General features: G+C 70.8%; 16 protein-coding genes. 4 read left to right on the plus strand and 12 right to left on the minus strand.

Annotated features, from left to right (window positions below; translation table 11 throughout):
- Positions 1-55: 55 nt before the first annotated feature.
- A complete protein-coding gene (locus NWFMUON74_RS22165) occupies positions 56-1,414 on the minus strand; it encodes an LLM class flavin-dependent oxidoreductase (protein WP_187683750.1) in 1,359 nt (452 codons plus the stop codon).
- Complete coding sequence (locus NWFMUON74_RS22170; RefSeq protein WP_187689336.1) at positions 1,411-2,658, minus strand: MFS transporter; 1,248 nt, start codon at positions 2,656-2,658, stop codon at positions 1,411-1,413. Before NWFMUON74_RS22170 ends, NWFMUON74_RS22165 begins: the two co-directional genes overlap by 4 nt.
- A 202-nt stretch (positions 2,659-2,860) precedes the next feature.
- On the opposite strand from NWFMUON74_RS22170, the gene NWFMUON74_RS22175 reads away from it, so the two are divergent.
- Both NWFMUON74_RS22175 and NWFMUON74_RS22180 read left to right on the plus strand, forming a co-directional pair.
- Positions 2,861-3,337, plus strand: a complete 477-nt coding sequence (locus tag NWFMUON74_RS22175; protein ID WP_187683751.1) for a MarR family winged helix-turn-helix transcriptional regulator — start codon at positions 2,861-2,863, stop codon at positions 3,335-3,337.
- Positions 3,334-3,711: a DUF5313 family protein gene (locus NWFMUON74_RS22180; RefSeq protein ID WP_187683752.1), complete on the plus strand. Its 378-nt coding sequence runs from the start codon at positions 3,334-3,336 to the stop codon at positions 3,709-3,711. Before NWFMUON74_RS22175 ends, NWFMUON74_RS22180 begins: the two co-directional genes overlap by 4 nt.
- A gap of 21 nt (positions 3,712-3,732) precedes the next feature.
- Here NWFMUON74_RS22180 and NWFMUON74_RS22185 read toward each other — a convergent pair whose 3' ends face one another.
- The 8 genes from NWFMUON74_RS22185 to NWFMUON74_RS22220 form a co-directional block, all read right to left on the minus strand.
- On the minus strand, positions 3,733-5,019 hold the full coding sequence (locus NWFMUON74_RS22185) for an acyl-CoA dehydrogenase family protein (protein WP_187683753.1): 1,287 nt from the start codon (positions 5,017-5,019) through the stop codon (positions 3,733-3,735).
- Positions 5,016-6,134 (minus strand): dimethylsulfone monooxygenase SfnG, encoded by a 1,119-nt coding sequence (gene sfnG / locus NWFMUON74_RS22190; protein ID WP_187683754.1) that lies wholly within the window; start codon positions 6,132-6,134, stop codon positions 5,016-5,018. The genes NWFMUON74_RS22185 and sfnG overlap by 4 nt, the downstream gene beginning before the upstream one ends.
- A gap of 102 nt (positions 6,135-6,236) precedes the next feature.
- The gene (locus tag NWFMUON74_RS22195; protein ID WP_187683755.1) at positions 6,237-7,454 is read right to left on the minus strand and encodes a flavin-dependent oxidoreductase; all 1,218 of its coding nucleotides are present in this window, start codon (positions 7,452-7,454) and stop codon (positions 6,237-6,239) included.
- A complete protein-coding gene (locus NWFMUON74_RS22200) occupies positions 7,454-7,927 on the minus strand; it encodes a chorismate--pyruvate lyase family protein (RefSeq protein ID WP_187683756.1) in 474 nt (157 codons plus the stop codon). Before NWFMUON74_RS22200 ends, NWFMUON74_RS22195 begins: the two co-directional genes overlap by 1 nt.
- A gap of 380 nt (positions 7,928-8,307) precedes the next feature.
- The gene (locus NWFMUON74_RS22205) at positions 8,308-9,687 is read right to left on the minus strand and encodes a styrene monooxygenase/indole monooxygenase family protein (protein WP_187683757.1); all 1,380 of its coding nucleotides are present in this window, start codon (positions 9,685-9,687) and stop codon (positions 8,308-8,310) included.
- Positions 9,688-9,731: 44 nt separating this feature from the next.
- Positions 9,732-11,180, minus strand: a complete 1,449-nt coding sequence (locus tag NWFMUON74_RS22210; protein WP_187683758.1) for an LLM class flavin-dependent oxidoreductase — start codon at positions 11,178-11,180, stop codon at positions 9,732-9,734.
- Positions 11,177-12,397 carry an acyl-CoA dehydrogenase family protein gene (locus NWFMUON74_RS22215; RefSeq protein WP_187683759.1) on the minus strand — a complete coding sequence of 407 codons (1,221 nt, stop codon included), beginning with the start codon at positions 12,395-12,397 and terminating at the stop codon, positions 11,177-11,179. Before NWFMUON74_RS22215 ends, NWFMUON74_RS22210 begins: the two co-directional genes overlap by 4 nt.
- Before the next feature lie 75 nt (positions 12,398-12,472).
- Positions 12,473-12,829, minus strand: a complete 357-nt coding sequence (locus tag NWFMUON74_RS22220) for a hypothetical protein (protein WP_187683760.1) — start codon at positions 12,827-12,829, stop codon at positions 12,473-12,475.
- Positions 12,830-13,077: 248 nt separating this feature from the next.
- On the opposite strand from NWFMUON74_RS22220, the gene NWFMUON74_RS22225 reads away from it, so the two are divergent.
- Positions 13,078-14,301, plus strand: coding sequence for an RsbRD N-terminal domain-containing protein (locus NWFMUON74_RS22225; protein ID WP_232110510.1), 1,224 nt, complete (start codon positions 13,078-13,080; stop codon positions 14,299-14,301).
- Positions 14,302-14,307: 6 nt separating this feature from the next.
- Here the strand turns inward: NWFMUON74_RS22225 and NWFMUON74_RS22230 are convergent, their stop codons facing one another.
- Positions 14,308-14,769, minus strand: coding sequence for an SRPBCC family protein (locus tag NWFMUON74_RS22230; protein ID WP_187683761.1), 462 nt, complete (start codon positions 14,767-14,769; stop codon positions 14,308-14,310).
- A gap of 340 nt (positions 14,770-15,109) precedes the next feature.
- On the opposite strand from NWFMUON74_RS22230, the gene NWFMUON74_RS22235 reads away from it, so the two are divergent.
- Positions 15,110-17,173 carry an acyltransferase family protein gene (locus NWFMUON74_RS22235; RefSeq protein WP_187683762.1) on the plus strand — a complete coding sequence of 688 codons (2,064 nt, stop codon included), beginning with the start codon at positions 15,110-15,112 and terminating at the stop codon, positions 17,171-17,173.
- A gap of 4 nt (positions 17,174-17,177) precedes the next feature.
- Here the strand turns inward: NWFMUON74_RS22235 and NWFMUON74_RS22240 are convergent, their stop codons facing one another.
- Positions 17,178-18,128, minus strand: a complete 951-nt coding sequence (locus NWFMUON74_RS22240; protein ID WP_187683763.1) for an endonuclease/exonuclease/phosphatase family protein — start codon at positions 18,126-18,128, stop codon at positions 17,178-17,180.
- Positions 18,129-18,186 lie beyond the last annotated feature (58 nt).

Here is an 18,186-nt window from a genome sequence, read left to right on the forward strand (position 1 = left end):
CCGCCCGTGCTCGCGCTACCTCTGGACAGGGCAGGCTGGACCGGCGGCCGCGGAGTCAGCGGCGGAAGGCTGCGCCCGGGTGGTCCGGGGGCAGCAGGGGGCCTGTGCCACCCAGCTTTTCGCGCAGGGTGGCGGGGGTGGTGGTTTCGGGGACGCGGCCGCGGCGGCGGAGTTCGGGGACGACCAGGCGGGCGAAGTCGGTGAAGGTGCCCGGGGTGGTCACGTAGGCGATGTTGAAGCCGTCGATGTCGGCCTCGGCCACCCAGCGCTCGAGTTCGTCGGCGATCTCACCGGGCGCGCCGGTCAGTACCGGGCCGCGGCCGCCGATGCCGATGGCGTCGGCCAGTTCCCGGGGCGTCCAGGTCCGATCGGGGTCCGCGGTGGTGAACGACGCCAGTGCCGACCGGTTGGCGTCGGTCTGCACATAGCGCAGCGGTTCGTCGGGGTCCAGTTCGGCGAGGTCGACGCCGGTCCAGCCGCCGAACAGGGCGAGCGCGCCCTCGGCGCTGACGAACTCCCGATACGACCGCAGCTTGTCGTCGGCCTGCTCGCGGGTCTCCGCGACCACGGGCGTGACCATGGCGAACACCTTGATCGACCGGGGATCCCGGCCCAATTCGGCAGCGGTCGCGCGCAATCGGCGCACCGGCCCGCGCACGATCTCGGGCGTAGGTCCCGAGATGAACACGGCCTCGGCGTGCGCGGCCGCGAACCGCACGCCGCGCGGCGACGCGCCCGCCTGGAACAGCACCGGCGTGCGCTGCGGCGAGGGTTCGCACAGGAATGGGCCCGGCACGGTGAAGTACCGGCCCTTGTGCTCGATGTCGTGGACCTTCGCCGGATCGGTGAATACACCGCGCCGCGGGTCGCGCACCACCGCGTCGGCTTCCCACGAGGACTCCCACAGCTTGTAGCAGACCTCGAGGTATTCGTCGGCGACGGCGTACCGCTCGTCGTGCGGAATCTGCTTGTCCAGGCCCAGATTCCGGGCCGCGCTGTCCAGGTAGGAGGTGACGATGTTCCACGCGACCCGGCCGCCGGTGAGATGGTCCAGCGTCGACATCCGGCGCGCCAGCGCGTACGGCTGCTCGTAGGTCAGCGACAGCGTGACGCCGAAGCCGAGCCGCTCGGTCACCGCCGCCATCGCGGAGATCGCCAGGGTCGGGTCGTTCGCCGGGAACTGTGCCGCGTCGGCGACCGCGGCGTCGCGCGAACCGCCGTACACGTCGTACACGCCGAGCACGTCGGCCAGGAACAGCGCGTCGAAACCGCCGTCCTCGAGCGTGCGCGCGAGTTCGGTCCAGTACCGCAGTTCCCGGTACCGGTGTCCCTGGTCGTCGGGGTGACGCCACAGGCCCGCGGATTGATGTCCGACGCAAGCCATGTCGAAGGCGTTGAGGTAGATGCGGCTCACGGTATCGCTCCGATCTCGTCTCGATAGGTGTCGCGCGCCGATCCGGCCGCCGCGATGGTGAGCACCGACAGCACCGCGAAATACGCGACGATCAGCCACGGGCTCCCGCCGCCCGCGGTCAGCAGCGCCGCCGCGATCAGCGGAGCGAAGCCACCCGACAGCACCGCGCCGATCTGGTAGCCGAGCGAACTGCCGCTGTAGCGCACGCGGGTGTCGAACAATTCGGCGAACCAGGCGGCCTGCGGCCCGTACATGGCGTCGTGCATGACGTTCACGCCGAGCACGATCACCACCACCACAGCGACCTTCGACCCGCTCTCGGCGGCGAGGAAGAACAGCGCGAGCGCCACCAGACCACCCGCCGCGCCGAAAAGGTAAGGGCGCCTGCGGCCTACACGATCGGACAGCCACGCCCACAGCGGCGTACTGACCAGACCGAGCGCCGAGGAGATCAGCACCGCCACCAGCCCGACCGAGCTGCCCTTCCCGAACTCGTCCTGCAGATAGCTCAGCGAATAGGTGGTCAGCAGCACGAACAGCGAGATCTGTGACAGTCGTAAACCGATGGTCAGCAGAACGTTTCGCGGCTGGGTGCGCAGCACCTCCACCACCGGGAGCCGTGCGATGTCACCGCGCTCGCGCAGCCTGCCGAAGATCGCGGCGTCGGTAAGCCGCACCCGGATCAGCAGCCCGATGATCACCAGCACCGCGCTCAGCAGGAACGGAATCCGCCATCCCGCATCGAGAAACGCGTCCTCGCCGGTGACCTCCCGCACCAGGTAGAAGACCGCGGTCGCCAGCAACATGCCCGCGGGCGAACCGAGTTGAGTGAAACTGCCGTAGAGGCCACGCCGCCCCGGCGGGGCGTGCTCGACCGAAAGCAGCGCCGCGCCACCCCATTCCGCGCCGACGGCCAGCCCCTGCAACACCCGCAGCGTCGCCAGCAACGCCGGGGCGAGCAGCCCCACCTGCGCGTAGGTCGGCAGCACGCCGATCGCGGCGGTGGTCACGCCCATCAGCAGCAGGGCGCCGACCAGAACGGCCTTGCGGCCCAACCGATCCCCAAGATGTCCGGCGATGATCGCGCCGATCGGCCGCGCGCCGAAGCCCGCGGCATAGGTGGCGAAGGAGGCCAGGGCGCCCGCGGTGGCGGACACGTTCGGGAAGAACAACGGCTTGAACACCAGTGCCGTGGCGGTGGCGTAGAGGTAGAAGTCGTACCACTCGATGGTCGTGCCGACCATGCTGCCGAGCGCCACCGAACGGGGCGCCGTCGCGGCCGGGGCGGCCTCGGACGATGTCCGCTGGGTGAGGGTCACGTGGGGGCAGCCTAGGGAGCGCTGCTCGGCTCGGGGAGGGTTGTCCTCGCCCTGAGCACAACCGCTGTGGCACAGCTCTCGCGCTAATAGTTTGTGCGCTAATCATTGCCGGGCTAATCTTTGCGTCGTGACGAGTCCGGGGCCGACGACAGACGACGATCCGCTGCGCCTGGACCGGCAGGTGTGTTTCGCGCTGGCCGTCGCCAACCGGTCGGTGCTCGCGGTCTACCGGCCGCTGCTGGAGCCGATGGGTCTCACCCATCCGCAGTACCTGGTGATGCTGGCGCTGTGGGGCGAGGCGCCGATGTCGGTGCGCGCCATCGCCGAAGCGGTGCACCTGGATTCGCCGACGCTGTCGCCGTTGCTCAAGCGGCTCGAATCGTCCGGTCTCATCAGCCGTCGCCGCGACCCGCGCGACGAACGCAATCTGCAGATCGATCTCACCGCCGCCGGGCGCGCGCTGCGGCGGCAGGCGGAGCGGATTCCGCCCGCGGTGGTGGAGCGACTCGGTGTGAGTCTCGCCGATCTGGAGGAACTGCGCGACATTCTCACCCGGGTGAACCAGGCCGCCCGCACGGCCGCCGAGGCAGGGAGACATTCGTGAGTGGGCAGACCCCCGACCCGATCCAGCGTCTGCGCTACATCGCCGGCGCGACGCTGCCCGAGTCGATGCGCGCCTGGGTGCTCGCGGACCTTACCGGCCGCGGCGCCGCCCGCCGCTACCTGCTGCGCTTCCTCGTCCCCGTGCTGCCGGTGCTGTGCTTGTTCCTCTTGGTACCCGGCCCGCTGTGGATCGGTGTGTCGATGATGGCGCTGCTGTACATCCCGCTGATCTACTTCACCGTCGCCCTGATGTACGTCTACCGCCGCCACCGCCTGCTCAAGCACGGCCTCGACCCCGACCTCGCCGACATCCGCCGGCGCCGCCGCGCCGAGGCGGAACGGGCCTCCTACGAATCGCGCCACGGGCGCGGGTAGCGGGACCCGCGTCCGTACGGCTCAGATCACTCCGTGCAGCGGAGGCGCGGTGTCGTGCAGCAGGGCGCGGCCGAGGTGGTGGTACTTCCAGCGAACCGGGTCGTGGAGGGTGTGGGTGCGGGCATTACGCCAGAAGTGATGAAGGTTGAGATCCGCTGCGGCGCTACGAGTCCCGCACACCTCGAACAGTGCGGCGGACACCTCGTTGGCAGCGCGGTCCGCGACGATCTTTGCCGCCGCGACCGCGAGCGATGCCGCCACCACGGGATCGACCGCGTCATCCTCCCCACCGAACGGCCCACCAGCTGCCGTCCCCGTCCCGCCCGCAGCGCTCCCGCGAGCCCCGCCCCCACCACCGACCGCGGCGTCGACTGCTGCGGCGGCGGCCGTCAGGGTCGCCTCCGCGGTTGTCACCGCGACCGACAGTTCGCCGAATCGCTGGATCAGCAGGGGGTCGTCGATCGCTCGCTCGACATTCGCCTCGAACCACGGGCGGCTGCCGGTGCGGGCGAATTGTGTTGCGGCGGTGAGGGCGCCGCGGGCGATGCCGGCGTCGATGGCGGCGTGCAGCAGTTGCGCGAAGGCGCCGTATCCGGTGGGGGCGCGCACGGCGGCCGAGCGGGCGACCAGCTGCTCGCGGTCCACCAGCACCCCGTCGAAGGAGACCGTACCGCTGCCGGTGGTGCGCTGCCCGATTCCGTTCCAGTCGTCCACGATCCGCACGCCGGGCGACTCGACCGGCAGATAGGCGACGTACTCACCCGGCGTCAGACCGCTGCGTTCGTCCGGGTCGTCCAACCGGGTCAGCACGGCCAGCACATCGGCGAAAAGCGAACCGGTGCAATAGTATTTGACGCCGTCGATGCGGAACCGTCCCCCGTCCCGCCGCACGGTGGTGCCGATCTCGGCGACCGTGGCGCTGGTCCGTTCCGACTGCGCGTTGGCGATGCGGCCGCCGCCGAGCACCTGCCCCAGATAGCGCCGCCGCTGCGCTTCGGATCCGGCCAGCCGCAGCAGATTCACGTAAACGAAGTGGCTGTGCGGAATCTGGGCGATATTCGGATCGGCGGTCGCCAGTATCCGCACCACCTCCGCGACCGCGCTCGGCGGCAGATCCGCGCCACCGAGGTCGGCCGGAACCGTCACGGCCAGCAGGCCGCTCGCCGCCAGCCGATCGATCTCCCGGTGCGGGAGTTCACGATCGCGGTCGCGACGGGCGGCCCCCGTGGCGAAGTCGGCCGCCAGCCGGCGGGCCACCGCGCGGGCGTGCGCGGCCGACTCGATGCGCTCGGCGGTGACGGCGGTCATCGGCTCGCGGCCGCGGCGGGAGCGCGGGCCGCCTCCAGCTCGCGCACCAGCGGCAGCACCTTGGCGCCGAAGTACTCGATCTCCTCCTGGAAGTGCAGGAAGCCGCCGAGAATCAGGTCGACGCCGAGGTCCCGGTAGGCGACGATGCGTTCGGCGATCTGCTCGGGCGTGCCGATGAGTTTGGTGCGGAAGCCGTCGTTGTACTGGACCAGGTCCTCGAAGGTGGAGTCGGCCCACATGCCCGTCCGGTCCCGGGTGGACGCGCCCGCCTGCTGCACGGCGTCCCGGAACCCTTCCACCGCAGGACGATTCGCCTTGTCGATGATCTCGCGGAGGGTGTCGCGCGCTTCCTTCTCGGTGTCGCGCGCGATGATGAAACCGTTCAGGCCGAACTTCACCTCGCGGTCGTGCGCGCGGGCCACCTCGCGCAGATCGTCCAATTGCTCGGTGACGCCGTCGAAGTCCTTGCCGTTGGAGAAGTACCAGTCGGCGTAGCGGCCGCCGTTGCGCCGGGCCGCGGTGGAGTTACCGCCTTGGAACAGTTCGGGATTCGGGCGTTGCGGGGTGTTGAGCGGCTTGGGCTTCAGGGTGAAGTCGCGGATGCGGTAGAAGTCGCCGCCGTAGTTCACGTTGTCCTCGGTCCAGATCTTGCGGATCACCTCGAGGAATTCGCCACTGCGCCGGTACCGTTCGTCGTGCTCGAGCCACGGTTCGCCCAGCGCCTGGAATTCGCCCGCGAACCAGCCCGACACCACATTGATCGCGAAACGCCCGCCGGACAGGTGATCCGCGGTAGCGCCGAACTTCGCCAGCACCGCCGGATGCCACAGCCCCGGATGCACGGCCGCGATCACCTTCAGCCGCTCGGTCGCGCCCAGCAGCGCCAGGCTGAACGACGTCGACTCGTGCTGGTACTCCGCACCGTAGGAGGCGGTATACCGCACCTGCGACAGCGCGTACTCGAACCCGTTGCGCTCCGCGGTCCGCGCGAGCTTCTTGTTGTACTCGAAGTCCCAGCTGGTGCGCTGCTCGATATCACTGGTGACCAGCCCGCCGCTCACATTGGGCACCCAGTAGGCGAACCGCACCTGTTCGGCGATGTTCTCGGTCGTCATTGCTGCTCCAGCCGATTGTCGAGACGAGATGTAGACACACTTCAACACCACGCTCACCCCCGAACCAGAGTTTGAATCGCCCCGATCCCATCCCGCCCGGAATCAGCGAATGGTGCTGGTGCGGCCGTAGCCCTGGGTGATCTCGGCCAGCTCCGCCGGGGTGAGCACGTCCTCGATGCGGTCGAAGCCACCGGGGGCGCGTTCGGCGACCGCGCGGAGGATGCGGTCCATCGGCATGTCGCGATTGGCGAGGACGATGTCGTTGACCGGGGCCAGGCGCGCGGACTCGTAGGCGAGCGCGCCCTGCCGCGGGTCGCCGGTGCGGGCGAGTTCGGCGGCGAGCACCCGGCCGTCGAGAATGGCCTGGGATCCGCCGTTGGAACCGATCGGGTACATCGGGTGCGCGGCGTCGCCGACCAGGGTGATGTGCCCGGAGGTCCAATGCGGCAAGGGGTCCCGATCCACCATCGGGTATTCGAGGATGTGCTCGGTCGTGCCGATGAGTTCCTCGACGTCCACGTTGTCGAAACTCCAGCCCCGGTAGAACGGCAGCACGTCCGCGGCCCGGCCGGTGCGATTCCAGTCCGCGACCTGCGTGCCCGCGTCCGGCAACCGGACCTCCGCCACCCAGTTCACCAGCGCCCGACCCGAGCGCCGGGCGGCGGCCGAGATCGGGTAGGCGACGAATTTCGCCGCGTGGTTGCTGCCCGCGAACACCATGGACGCCCCGGACAGGAACGGCCGGGTCATGGTCACGCCCCGCCACATCCGGATGCCGTTCCCGCGCGGCGGTCCCTCCCCTGGGTGCAGTTGCGCGCGCACGGCCGAGTGCAGGCCGTCGGCGCCCACCAGCAGGTCCGTCTCCAGCTCGACCGCGGTGTCGCTGTCACGCTCGCGCAGTCGGCTGCGCACCCCGGCCGCGGTCTCGACGGCGGCGACGAAGCGCAGGCCCGTCCGCACCGCATCCGGACCGAGCCGGTCGCGCACCGCGTCCAGCAGCAGGTCCTGCAGCTCGCCCCGGTGCACCGAGTACTGCGGCCAGCGCTGCCCGGCGGCGACACCGCGCGGCTCGCGCCAGATCTCGTTGCCGAAGCGGTCGACGTGCAGCACCTCCGCGGTCGGGATGGCCAGTTCACCCAGACGCTCGGCGAGTCCGAGCGCGGCGAGTTCCCCGGTGGCGTGCGGCAGCAGATTGATGCCGACGCCGAGCGGCCGCAGAATGCGGACGCTGTCGACGACCGTCGCCCGGATCCCGTGCTCGTGCAGGCTCAATGCCGTTGTGAGCCCGGCGATTCCGGCGCCGACGACCAGGACCCGCATCAGCCCGCCCCGACGGGCACATAGGCCGGGTTGAACCGCTCGTGCAGATACGCGACCGCCGTCGCGGTGTGATCCAGCAACACGCTTTCCTTGCAGGCGCAGGGAATTCCGCACGCGTCGTCGTCGGCGGGCCAGATCGTCCGCCCGGCCGCCAGCACGGTGCGCCCGAGATGCCGATTGGCCGCCGCCAGGCTGTGACCGATGGGCATCCGCTGCTGGGCGAGCAGCCCGACGAGCCCTTGATCGGACCCGGCGATGACCACGGAATTCGCCGACACCGCAACGGTATCGGCGTACAGCGCCGACCGGCGCACGATCACCTGATCGGTCTCGGCACAGCTCAGCGCCGCACGCACCGCCTCGGACAGCTCACCGGCGGCCGCCTCGTGCTGGTCGAGCACCTCCACCGACAGCCGCCGACCGACCAGGGCCTCCAGCAGCAGGGTGGTCGACCCGTCCGCGCACAGCAACATACGGGTAACCGAAGGAACGGCGAAAGCGCTTGTGTCCGTGGACATCTCGATCACGCGACCGAGCATAAAGCCATTCTCGCCACGGCGCAGGCCGGACGGCGATCCCGGCGGCGTCGCCGAATGAGCGCTGTCGCTACGGCTCGACTCCGAAACTACCGCCCCGCGCCGTGCGCCGCTCGGCGGCGATCGCGTGGTTACCGCACCGCTCGGTGCTTCTCTCGCCAGGTGGGCGGGTTGGGAAGGCGCCGTTGCGAACTCGATCGACCAGCGCGAACAGCCGGGCGCCGCGCGCCGACGAACCGACCGGCGCCCCCGAGGCAGTGGTGGATATCACTCGTGGCGAACGAAGGCATGAACGGGTTCGGCATCAGCGCCCACCGCTACCTGGAAGCCGTGAGCGCGGCGTACTCCGACCGCGAGAACCGCCCCGCGGGCTGGAAGCGCGCCAGCAGTTCGGATGCGGGCACACCCGTGACCGAGGTGACGAATTCCTCCGCCGCGGGCACGGTGGTGACCCCCTGGAACGGCTGCGGGCGGTGCAGCAGCCCGACGAGCGCGGAGGCGAACCGCGCGTCGACCGCCGCGGCGGCGAAGAACAGGTTGCCGATGTCGGCCAGTTCCGGATCGCTGAGGAACAGGCGGGTGACGTGTGCGGCCGCCTCGGCCCGCGCGGCCAGGAAACCGTTGTGCTGCTCGGTGATCCACGCGTCATCGAACGGACCGCTGTGCGTCGCGGCGGCCGCGACCAGGCGCTGCGCCTGCACCAGCCCGCTCTGCGCGCCCTGCCCGGCGATCGGGTCGTAGGCGACGACGGTATCACCGAGCGAGGCGACGGGATGGCCACCGGCGGTGTGCCCCAACCCGGCCCGGAACACCGGCCGCACCGCGCCCCGCAGCCAGGAATGCCGGTCCTCCGCGATGACCTGTGTGGCCTGCACCTCGGGCAGGTCCCAGTCGAGGTAATCGCGGTAGAGGTCCTGCACGATCCGATGCGCGGACTCGGCGGAATCCGCTGCGCGGAAACGCTTCTCCCAGTCGCTGCCCGGCCGCGCCCAGCCCAGGAACGCCCAGCTCGGCCCGACGTCCTTGTGCAGGTACGGTCCCCACCAGCCCTCGCCCTGGTCGGCGCGGATGGAGAAGCCGCTGCGCGCGCCGCCGGCGGGGCTGCGGTGGGCGAAGACGTTCTCGTCGAAACCGAGTCCGGTCACCGTGACCGTCAGCAGGGTGCGCTGCGGGGCGTCGTAGACGGTGCGTGCCGAGTCGACCGGGAACAGCTCCGACAGCCCGCCGCGGCCGGTGGCGACCAGCGTCAGGTCGTGCGCGGCGGCGATGCCGTCGAGCAGCTCCGGCGTCACCGCCTCGACCACGAAGCGGCCGCCGCGCTCCTGGAAGGCGGTGAGCCGATCGTCGGCTTTGAGGCGGGTGTCGACGGCGAGACCGGTGTAACCGTCGAAGGCGCCGTCGAATTCGATGAGTTCGGCGTCGGGCGCCGCGATGCGGACGGTCAGGCCGCTGTGCAGCGGCGCGCGGTCGGCGTAGCTGGTGAGACCGAGTGCGGCCTCGGCGGCCTGTGCCTCACCGAAGATCAGCGCGGTGCCGGTGGCGGGCACGTCGTCACGCAGCGACCGCTGGTCGCGGTCGCTGTAGACGGTGACCTCGAATCCGGCGTCGAGCAGGCCCAGTGCGGCGGTCACACCGGTCTGCCCGGCGCCGATGATCGCGGCCGAGCGGGTGGATTCGGAGCGGGGTTGTGTCGTCATAGCGAAATCCTCCGGTTCAGGGTGTGCGCGGTGGAGTATTGCGATCAGCGGGAATAGATCGGTCCCTCCGCGGCGAGCGCCGCGCCCGGCCGGGACTCGGTGTCGGGCAACGCCGTCGAGCCGGGCCCGCCGAGTCGGTACCGCGCGCCGCGATGTTCCGGGGGCAGGCGGTCACCGGCGCCGAACAGCGCGTTGCGCAACGTCCCCGGCACATACTCGCGCGGATACGCGCCCCGCTCGGTCAGCACCGGAACCACGTGCCGCACAACGTCTTCGAATGATGCCGGGGTCACCGCGTAGGCGAGGTTGAACCCGTCGACATCGGTATCGGCCACCCATTCCTGCAGACGGTCGGCCACGGTCTCGCCGGAACCGACGAATACCGGCCCGATGCCGCCGATTCCGGCCCACCGGCCGATGTCGCGCACCGTCCACTCCCGGCCGTCGTCGTCGAACTCCTGGAACGCCGCCACCGCCGACCGGATGGCGTTGCTCTCCACCTGGCCGATCGGATCGTCGAGGTCGTAGCGGGACAGGTCGATCCCCATCCAGCCCGACATGAACACCAGCCCGCCCTCGATGCTGGCGTAGGACAGATACTCCTCGTGCTTGCGCCGCGCCTCGTCGTCGGTCGCCCCCGTGATGATGGTCGACAGGGCGTAGACCCGCGCGGCACACCGGTCGCGGCCCGCCGCCTCCAGCGCGTCTCTGATGGCGGAAACCGTCTGTGTCAGGACGCGTTTCGACGGCGCGGCGACGAAGATCGCCTCCGCGTTCTCGGCCGCGAACCGCACCCCGCGCGGCGACGCGCCCGCCTGGTAGATCACCGGCGTGCGCTGCGGCGACGGCTCGGACAGATGGATGCCCGGCACCGTGTAGTGACGGCCGCGGTGCCCGATGTGGTGCACCTTCGCCGGATCGACATAGACGCCCTGGGCGGCGTCGCGGACTACCGCGTCGTCCTCCCACGAGCCCTCCCACAGCTTGTACAGCACCTCGAGGTACTCGTCGGCCTGGTCGTAGCGCTCGTCGTGATCGAGTTGGTCGGCGGCGCCGAAATTGCGTGCGGCCGAGGGCAGATAGCCGGTCACCACGTTCCAGCCGATGCGGCCGCCGGTGAGATGGTCGAGCGTGGACAGCCTGCGGGCGAAGGGATACGGATGCTCGAACCCGGTTCCCGTGGTGATCCCGAAGCCGAGATGTGTCGTCGCCGCCGCCATCGCCGAGACCAGCAGCAGCGGGTCGGCCACCGGAATCTGCGCGCCCTGCCGCAGCGCCGCGATGTCGTTGCCGCCGTAGACGTCGTAGGTGCCGAGCACATCGGCGATGAAGATGCCGTCGAAGCGGCCCTGTTCCAGCAGGACCGCGAGGTCGGTCCAGTAGCTCAGCTCCTTGTACCGATGCGACTGGTCGTCGGGATGGCGCCACAGTCCCGGGGATTGGTGGGCCACGCAGTTCATGTCGAACGCGTTGAACCGGATGCGCCGCGTCATCGCGCACCGCCCTCGGTCCTGCGCTCACCGGCACTCCACGCGAACGGCAGGTCCGCGCCGTTGAGCAGATGATCGCCGATGGCGCGGGCCTTGAAGATGGCCGGATTGTGCACCGAAACGGTGCGGGCATTGCGCCAGTGCCGGTCCAGGCGCAGCCGCTCCGAGGTCACCGACGCCCCGCCCACCTCGAACAGCTGACTGGTCGCCGCCAGCACCGTATCGATGACCGTCAGCTGCGCCTGCGCGGCGGCCAATTCCGCTGCCACCAACCCCTTTTCGTCGCCGGCATCCCCGGCCAGCACCTCGTCCAGCACGTCGGCGACGGCCAGCACGCTCGCGCGGGCGGCGAACGCGGCGGCGGACAGCCGGCCGATCACCTGCTGCACCAGCGGATCGTGCCGGGGCAGATCGGCCGTCGCATGGGTGTAGGTACGGGTGCGGCGCGAGACCCAGTCGCGGGCATCGCGTTCGGCGCGCTGAGCGATACCCGCGAGCACCGCCAGCTGCACCAGCTGGAGATACGAGGTCGCGTAGGTGGGACCGGCGACACCGTAGCCGGGACCGAGGACGTTCTCTTCCGACACCACGACATCGGTGAATTCCGTTGTGCCGCTGGCGGTCAGCCGCTGACCGAAGCCGTCCCAGTCGTCGTGCTGGCGCACCCCGTCGGCCTTCGCGTCGACCAGCACACCGACCCGCTCGCCGTCGCGGTCGGCGGCGGTGAGGATGTGGTCGGCGTACAGCGAGCCGGTGCTGTAGTACTTGATCCCGTTGAGCAGCAGGCGATCTCCGTCGCGAGTCAGCCGGGTCCGGTAGCGGTCGACGGCCCCGACACCGGGTTCGGTGATGGCATTGCCGACCAGCACCCCCTCCCCCGCGGCGCGCAGCCACCGCTCACGCACCGGGCCCGGCTCGGCCAGCAGCTGGTCCTCCACGAACGAGAAGTGCACCCGCAACGCCTGCGGGATATTGGATTCGGCGGCGGCCAGCTCGATCAGCTGCCGGAACAACTGCCGCACGCTCGCGCCGTAGCCGCCGAACTCGGTGGGTACCCGCAGCGCGCCGAACCGCGCGGCGCGCAGCTCGGCCACCTCGTCATAGGGCAATTGCCGGTCGACCTCGCGGTCGACGGCGCCGACGGCGATCCGCTCGTAGATCGGCGTGAAGACCGCGTCCAGCTCGGCGTCGGTCACGGAAGGCACAGCGGTGGAAGTCATGCTTCACCCTCGCCCACCACCCCCGGTGCGCTCACGGGTTGCGCGCACCGCGATCGAAACCCCTCGTGGCGGGGCTCAGCTCCGGTAGATCCGGTCGACCGTGGTGGTCAGCAACTCCCGCAGCGTGGCGAGCGAGGTATCGACGCGCTCCGGACCGGCGCCGAACACGTCGTTGTCGCCCAGCCCCTCCGCGATGCCGCCCGCCACGGCGCGGTGCACGGCATCGACCGACACTCCGCTGTGGCGGCAGTGCACCGCCGCGTATTCGAACCAGTCCAGCGTCGAGACGCCCGAGGCCTCCGCCGCCCGCACGACCGACAGCGCCGACTCGAAACCCGCCCGCACCGCGGCGTCGTGAGCGGCGTCGGCGGCCCGGTGCACACCGGGGCGGGGTCTGCCGTGCCGGCCCGCATCATGTGGCTCCGCGCTCATCCCACTCCTTCCGCCGGTCGATACCTGCCTTCGACGGTACGACACGGTACGCGCGCGACCGTCCGCGAACGCCGAATCCGCCGCGATCGGCGCCCGCCGCCGACGGCGCGACCTTGTGACCGCTCACAGTGCGCGGCGCGCGGCTCCCCGCGCGTTCACAGAACCTGGGCCACTTCGGTTTTCCGCCGTGACCGCAGCGTTACCGTGGGGTGCTACGCGAGACGCGCGGCGGCGGAAGGGGATCCACGATGACTGCTACCGGCACCGAGCACCACGACCTGACTGTCTCGGGGCAACCGGTCACCTCGCCACTCAAGGACGTGCGGGCACTGGCGCGGAAGATGGTAGGCCACTTCGTCGACAATGTCGCGCCGTGCGGGACGCTGCCCGGCGACGCGCTGCGCGGCGACATCACCGCTGTCACCCGCGCCTGCCTGGAGCTGGCGATCAGCATGCTGGACGGCACCGACATCCCCGACAAGACGGCCCGGCTGGAACAGGCCGCCGCCAACTGGGCCCGCGAGGGCATCCCGATCGACACCATCCAGCACGCGCTGCACGAGGGCTTCCGGCTCGGCTTCGACCTCATCCTGGACCGCGCCACACCCGACGACTTCGACAGCCTCAAGGGCGCGTCCCGGCGCCTGCTCGATGTCCTCGACACCATCAACGCCACCGTGTCCCGCGCCTACGTCAAGGAGTTGCGCGGGGTCGTCGGCGAGCATCACACCGCGGTGCACACACTCACCTCGGCGCTGCTGGCCGGACACCCGACGTCGGTGATGGCCCGAGAGTCGGGTATCGAGATCGCCGAGGCGTATCACGTTGTCGCGCTGGCGGTTCCGGCTCACCCCGACGAGCGCAATCCCGCGCTCAACAGTCAGGTGGTGGCGCGGCGCAAGCTGCGGCGGGTGCAGGCCGCGCTGGCCGACCGCTGTGGCGACACCGCGCTGTCGCTGCTGAGCGTCGACGGCGGCACGGTGCTGATCCCGGCGACCGTCATCGCCGAGCGGGATCTGGACGAGTTCGTGACGGTGCTGTCGCGCAACGCGCAGGTTCCGGTGACCGCCGCGGTGATCGATGCGGCCGCGGCCGACATACCGGGGGCCGCGCGGCGCGCCCACGAACTGCTGGACATGGTGCAGCGCCTGGGGTGCCCGCCGGCGCTCTACCGCTTCGACAACCTCGCCCTGGAATACCAGCTCACCCGTCCCGGGCCGGGGCGCGAATACCTCGGTGCGCTGCTGGACGTGCTCGACGACCACCCCGAACTGCTCGGCACCCTGCGCAAGCACATCGGCACCAACCTGAACCGGCAACAGACCGCGCGGGCGCTGCACGTGCACACCAACACGGTCGACTACCGGCTGAAGCGAGTCGCCCAGCTGACCGGATTCGATCCGACCCAGCCGGCCGGGTTGTGGTATCTGCGCTCGGCTCTGGTGGCGCGCACCTACCGCGCCGCCGAGTAGCGGCGGTCAGCCGTTCTCGGCGAGTTCCGCGAGCCGGTCCAGGGACGCGCGCAGCCGGTCGGCGGTGGTGGCGCGGGCGCGGTCCAAGCGCTTCTCGTCGGTGAGCCGCGTCCAGTCGTAGGTGTGGGTGACGCGGGCGCGCTCCGCGCCGAGGGGCTCGACCTCCCAGCGCCACAGGTGCCCGGGCGGCCGCCGGCCGGGTTCGGCGGGCCGCCAGGCGATCCGGCGTCCCTCCTCGAACTCGACCACGTGGTTCTCCCGGACCACGCCCGGCTTGGTCAGCGCCGTCACGAAGACGTCGCCGACCGCGTTCGGGCGTTGTCCCGCAGCGGCTTCCGACAGATTGTCGTTGCCGTCCCAGCGCGGTTGCTGGGCCGGATCGGCGATGAGTTCGAAGATCCGCTCGGCGGGAGCCGCGATCTCCCGATCGGCGGACACGATGCGTGCTTCCACGGTGCTGTCGGTCATGTCCCGATCGAAGCACCCGCGCGCCCGTTCGCGCCACCCGGGCACCATCCGGCACGGCGGTGAGCTGCGGTGTGGGGTACGGGCGTAACACGTCTGTAGCGAATGGGCAGTTACCCTGTTGTCGGAGTGCCGCACTCCGGCCATACCCCAGCGCGGGACGGCGGCGAACTCGCAGCTACGGACCGTGCTGGATTGGACCCCTGTTCGCGCACCGTGATAAGAGAAATATCGTGCCCCTTCCGATCGCTGTTCACACCGCACCGGGCCGCCGTGACACGCTGAGCGACGCGCGCCCGGCGCCCGGCCCGCAGCGTCCGCGGTGACGGCGCGGCCGGAGCGGATGTCGATCGGCGCACGCGCCCAGCAAATCCGAGCGACGAGACGCTCGGGAGTCGCGGCGTACCGGCACGACCTGGACGGGCTGCGCGGTGTCGCGATCGCGCTGGTGGTGATCTTCCACATCTGGTTCGGCCGGGTGTCCGGCGGCGTCGATGTCTTCCTGGTGCTGTCGGGATACTTCTTCACCGGGCTGCTGCTGCGCCGCGCGGCCGCGGGTTCGGTGGGTGTCGTCGCGACGCTGCGCCGCACCGCGCGGCGGCTGCTGCCCGCGTTGGTGACAGTGCTCACGGCGGCGGTCGCCGCGGCGGTGCTGCTGCGCCCGTACACCCAGTGGGAGGAGCTGGCTCACCAGACGCTGGCCTCGCTGTGCTATTACCAGAACTGGCAGCTCGCGCTGTCGTGGTCGAACTACGCGGCCGCCGATCCGTCGGTCAGCCCGCTGCAGCACCTGTGGTCGATGTCGGTGCAGGGGCAGTTCTATCTGGCCGCGATCGTGCTGGTCGCGCTGGCGGCGCGGTTCGCGCGGCCGGGCACGCTGCCGCGGGTGACGGTCGTGGCGGCCGCCGCGGCGGCCGTGCTGTCGTTCGCGTACGCCGCGCACGGCACCGCCGCGCATCAGGGCTGGAGCTATTACGACAGCGCCGCGCGGGCGTGGGAGCTGCTCGCCGGGGCCGCGCTCGCCGTCGTCGTGCCCAGGCTGGCGCCGCCGCGCTGGGCCCGGACCGTGCTCGCGGCGTTCGGCATCGTCGCGGTCCTGGCGTGCGGCTGGCTGCTCGACGGCGCGGGACTGTTTCCGGGACCGGCCGCGCTGTTGCCGGTGGCTGCCGCCGCGGCGCTCATCATCGCCGGAAACACCGCGGAACCGGCGGACCGCCCACTGCCCAACCGGGTCCTGACCTGGCAGCCGATGACCCGGCTCGGCGACATCGCCTACGCGCTGTACCTGTGGCACTGGCCGATTCTCATCTACTTCCTCACCGAACGCGGTAGGCCCACGGCCGGAGTGGGTGACGGACTCGTGGTGATCGCGCTGTCGCTGGCGGCGGCGTGGGCGACGTTCCGGTTCGTCGAACAGCCGCTGCGGTTGCGCGCCACCGCTCCCCGCACCTCCGCGGTCTATCGCCGCCGGGCCGGGTCGGCGGTCACCGCGGCGGGAGCGACGGTCGCGCTGCTCGCCACGGTCTGGCTCGTGGTCGTCGGCGTCGATCCGCCGCGTCCGGTCGGTGTGCTCGATCCCGTCCGGTATCCCGGCGCCGAACAGCTCGCCGCGGGCGCGGAGGCAGTCGATGCCCCGATGCGGCCGTCGATCACCGAGGCGCCCGGGGACCGGGCCTATCCGGCGCGCGACGGCTGCATCGCCGACTTCGATACTCGCGAGGTCCTGACCTGCGCCTACGGTGATCCGGACGCCCATCGGACGCTGGCGGTCGTGGGCAGTTCGCATGCCGAGCACTGGATTCCCGCGCTACACGAACTCGGACTGCGGCACTCCTTCCGCATCGTCGTGTATCTGAAGATGGGCTGCCCGCTGACGGTCTCGGCCGACACCATGTACAAGGGCGAGCGCATCCCGGACTGCCGGGACTGGTCGCGGGAGGTGATCGATCGTCTCGGCGCCGAACGTCCCGACTGGGTGTTCACCACCGGCACGCGGCCACGCGACACCACCGGCGACGAGACCCCCGCCGATTACCTGGACGTGTGGACCCAGCTCGCCGAGCGCGGACTCAATGTCGTCGCCGTCCGCGACACACCCTGGTTGCGCCGCAACGGAATTCGCTATCGCGCCATCGACTGCCTGGCCCAGGGCGGCGACCGCATCGGCTGCGGGATGCCGCGCGCCGACGCCCTCGACCCGGTCAACCCGGCCGCCGTCCCGGCCGCCGGGTATCCCAACGTCTTCCCCATCGACCTCAGCGATGCGGTCTGCGAGCCGGAGATCTGCCCCGTCGTGGTCGGCAATGTGCTGCTCTACCACGACGAGCACCATCTCACCGCCACCTACTCGCGGTCCCTGGCACCCGAACTCGAACGGCAGTTGCGGCCCATCTTCCGCTGGTGGTGAGCGATCACCACCGGATCCGCGCCACCAGCGCGCGATGGTCCGCCCCCGGCAGCGACACCGTCTCCGCCGCGACCGCCCGACCACCGGCCACGAGGATATGGTCGATCCCGATCAACGCCGGCCAGCGCTTGTCGGTGGGATAGGTGCGGAGCAGTCCCGCGCCCGCCTGTTCGGTGGCGTCGGCGAAGCGGCCGGTGAGCATCGAGCGGAACTGGGAGTGGTCGTAGGTGGCGTTGAAGTCGCCGCCGACGAGCGCGGGACGGTCCGGCGAACGGCCGAGAATGTCTCGCAGCCGGGCCAGTTCGTCGCCCCAGACCGGGGTACCGAACACCGGCGGCACCGGGTGGAACGCGTACACCGTCACCGGGCCCACGTCGGGGAGCGCCGCCGTCGCCGACAGCTGATTCAGTACGAACCCGTCGTACTCGACGGTGTCCGACAGCGGGTAGGCGCTCCAGATACCGGTACCGGCGGCGTTGCGGCCCGGTGCGACGAACCGATGCGGCAGCAGCCGGTCGAGCCCCGCCCGGCCTAGCGCCTCGACCGCCGCGGGAGTGAGTTCCTCGACCGTCAGAACCGTGACGTCACGTGACCGCACCTCCTCGACCAGCGCCCGCGGATCCGCGCCGTCGAACAGCAGGTTGGCCTGCATGACCGTGACCCCGGGACCGTCGTCGGCACTCGAACGCCCGACGAACAACGGAGCGAGCGTCCACAGCGCCACCACGACGACAACGACCGCCACCGCCGCGCCGACCCGATTCCGCACGGCCGCGAACCCTGCCACCCCGACCAGTGCGGCACCCATCAGATACGGCGCGCCCGAGGCCGCCAGCACCAGCGGCCGAGACCACGACGGGCTGAAGTGCAACGCCACCCCCACCGCGCCGACCAGCGTCGCCATCCCCGCGACTACCTCGACACCGACCCGGACCGCTTTCGACCACACGAGCATCAGGCAAGCACGCCGCCGAACCCGCCGATCGGGCGGCCTCCCCATCCGCGGGAAGAGG

Source organism: Nocardia wallacei (assembly GCF_014466955.1).
Taxonomy (GTDB): domain Bacteria; phylum Actinomycetota; class Actinomycetes; order Mycobacteriales; family Mycobacteriaceae; genus Nocardia; species Nocardia wallacei.